This window comes from Anaerovibrio sp., from assembly GCF_024697385.1.
Taxonomy (GTDB): domain Bacteria; phylum Bacillota; class Negativicutes; order Selenomonadales; family Selenomonadaceae; genus Anaerovibrio.
Genome location: NZ_JAILFV010000064.1, coordinates 1 through 2916, shown reverse-complemented (window position 1 = coordinate 2916; position 2916 = coordinate 1). Strand labels below are relative to the sequence as shown.

Here is a 2916-nt window from a genome sequence, read left to right as displayed (position 1 = left end):
TCATTTCTTTCTGAATACTTAGGTCATTCATTTAATGCTGCCTTGACCTCCGCTTTAGTAAAGCCAAGACGAAGCATCTCGCAGTTTGGATCTGTCTGCTGTTCATACTGGTAATACTCAGTTTCACCGTCGTGGTTGGTTACCTCAACTACCTTGTGTGTACGGTTCTTTACTCCATCCTCTTTACTCTCCAATTTGCCAGTGCAAAACCAGTTCTTTTCACCGTCGAGGAGGGCCTGCCAGGCAGGTTTCCACATACTTGATGGGAACTTTTCCCGGATGTAGAAATAATCCTGCTTAGAATTAAGATGCTTGGGGAATCCTTTCATGTCTTTCATCTCCTAACTGAATGTATAAAATTTGTCGACTTTGATAATTGTGGATATGAAGGGTATTTCTGACTGGTATCTCTCGATCTGGTTTATCAGTACATTACTACCAGTAAACAGAACGTGCTTGGTACCGTCGTGCTCAAACTGTAATTTAAGACAATTACCACTATTATTGTGATATTTGCTCTTATTAACATTGAATCCGGTTACAATAATCTCCTTGCCAAGAATATCATCCAGCTTTACCTTGTCACCATCCAGGGTTTGCTCTTCCGCAAAATCACTAAACCTTTTCAATTTCACTCCTAACATTCTCTATCTCCAAGGATATTGCGAGGTTATGTGTATTAGCCCACCTTATCCATCACTTTGTTGATTCTATGGAGCCAAGGGCTGTGGCTTTCTTTACTTTGCCATGCTTAACCTTCCACAGTAAACCGCTGATGCGCCTTTTGACTCTTTTAGCTGTAGTCTTTCTGAGCAATACATAATTGTCAGGAAAGTGCCGGTACCCTAAGAAGTCTATCCCGCGTGTTACCGGGAACAGGTCGCATTTACTGAGCTTCATTTGAAGCCGGTTGTTTACGAAATCCTGCACCTTTGGAATAACAGCGGATAGCTCCTGCTTGGTGCCAAATAAAACAAAATCATCGCAATACCGGATATAATGCTTAATCCCCAGTATATGCTTTACATAAGTATCAAGCTCATTGAGATATATGTTACCCATCCATTGACTGAGATAGTTTCCAATAGGCACATTGGTTTCACCCGGAATGGACTCGATAATTTCCAGTAGCATAGCCAGAGTATATTTACACTTTATCTTTCTTTTGATGATTTTATACAGAATCTTGTGATTGACGGATGGATAAAATTTACTAATGTCACACTTAAGACAATAGGGTTTCTTATGAATATATTCCATGCACTTTGTGCTACCTTTATGCTGGCCCTTCTTTTTCCGGCAAGCATAGCTATGATAGTACATCAGGTTATCCCATAATGGCTCAATAATATTCATTATGGCATGTTGAACAATTCTGTCCGGGAAAAATGGCAGTATATATATGACTCTTTTCTTGGGTTCATATATGGTCTTAGTATGGTATGGTGAGGTTTTATACTCATGTTTTTTAAGCATTTCCTCCAGCTTATCCAGAAGCTCCTCCCGATGCTTTTCCGCATTCTTGACCGTTCTCTGCCATGTTTTGCCCTTCTTGGCCTTGTCAAATGCAAGCTCTAAATTTTGCCTATCAATAATCCTCGCATATAAATTTCCTTTACGCTTCATAATAATAGGTGACGACTTTCGCATCTACTACTAGCCGCCACCATCTCCCTTTTCATGTTTTGGTAAAAGACCATGGACTGTATGTTCAGCCGTGGGTTAGCTCAGACACCTCTAATTATCCCACGTATCAGACGCACTGCGCGCCCCGTTGTTCGCATTCAAGTTCAGCGAGCTGTTATTCCAATTCGCTGCACGCGAACCGCAGACCGCACTGTTACTCCAGTTGCCGCCGACAATAGGGCGATAACATACAGCCCAGTTATCTATGTTAAATAGCTATAACCGATTTGGCCCTGCCCTTGCGGGCAGGGAGTTTTTCACTTTCCGCATTGCGCCCCACCGGCTCAGACGCACCGCGCGCCCCGTAACCCGCAGACAAGCCCAACGAAGAGTTAGTCCAATCCGCCGCACGCGACCCGCAGACCGCACCGTTACCCCAGTTGCCGCCAACGAGAGGGCGATACTCGGCACCATAAATCTGGCCTTTGACATCGGCCCGATCGTTAGCATCAAAGCCATTGCCATAAGAACCGCTGGTGGATGCAGAGCCAACATCAGCGCACCACTGCCACAGGAAGCCACAGCAATCCTCAATGCCATAGTTAGATATCATGCGCCGATTAGCTGTATCCTGATGGCCACCAGCTGTATTTGCATCGGTACTGCCTGCAATATTGGTGGACTGGTTGGAGCCAACAGAGAACACTCTGAACTCTCTTACCCATGGAAGCCGCTTCTTCTGTTCTCCCAGTGTTTGCTCCCACTTCAATGGATGGAATTTCTCTGTGGATGCACCGTCTCCGGTAACAGCCCCAAACTTAGAAACAGCTTTCAGTGTTTTGTCTGCAGTGGTACCAGTCCAGCTGTTGAGATAGATATCAAACCACATATCAAGACCATCAACATATACCATGCCCTCAGGCTCGGATTTAGGTCGATGCTCGATATCCCAGACAGAGGCTGGCAAAATCTCACCAGCAAGCCAGCCGGAAAGAGTATGACCTTCAATAGTACCAACATCAGCGCACAGGCAATGGAATCCGCCAACCTTGCGGCTGGTCTCAGCAGTGAAGCCATAGGGTACTGTGGAGCTGGTGCTCACAACAAATGTCAATGCACCATCTCTTATGCCAGCATAAATATAGAAGTCCTGACCAGGACGGGTGCTTGCCTGTGTGTGGTCAATAATCGCCTGCCATACAACATTACCATCCTGATAAGTATCCCCCTCGGTAGTTGGCCACTCTGGAGTTAATGTGGAGCTGGTGCCGGCTGTTGTGCATTTGTAGT

At 45.2% G+C, this 2916-nt stretch carries 4 protein-coding genes; all 4 read right to left on the bottom strand.

From position 1 onward, the window contains the following. Positions 1–23: 23 nt before the first annotated feature. Complete coding sequence (locus tag K6C05_RS03110; protein ID WP_296731103.1) at positions 24–329, bottom strand: hypothetical protein; 306 nt, start codon at positions 327–329, stop codon at positions 24–26. A 12-nt stretch (positions 330–341) separates the two neighbouring features. Continuing rightward, complete coding sequence (locus K6C05_RS03105; protein WP_296731101.1) at positions 342–644, bottom strand: hypothetical protein; 303 nt, start codon at positions 642–644, stop codon at positions 342–344. A 52-nt stretch (positions 645–696) separates the two neighbouring features. Further along, positions 697–1626, bottom strand: a complete 930-nt coding sequence (locus tag K6C05_RS03100) for a reverse transcriptase domain-containing protein (protein ID WP_296731098.1) — start codon at positions 1624–1626, stop codon at positions 697–699. 268 nt (positions 1627–1894) lie between these two features. Continuing rightward, positions 1895–2916: hypothetical protein (locus tag K6C05_RS03095; RefSeq protein WP_296731096.1), on the bottom strand; the 1022-nt coding region annotated here is incomplete at its 5' end.

Bases quoted from the DNA above. Each gene is read 5' to 3' on its own strand.
- K6C05_RS03110 (WP_296731103.1), bottom strand. From the start codon at position 329: ATGAAAGGATTCCCCAAGCATCTTAATTCTAAGCAGGATTATTTCTAC.
- K6C05_RS03105 (WP_296731101.1), bottom strand. From the start codon at position 644: ATGTTAGGAGTGAAATTGAAAAGGTTTAGTGATTTTGCGGAAGAGCAA.
- K6C05_RS03100 (WP_296731098.1), bottom strand. From the start codon at position 1,626: ATGAAGCGTAAAGGAAATTTATATGCGAGGATTATTGATAGGCAAAAT.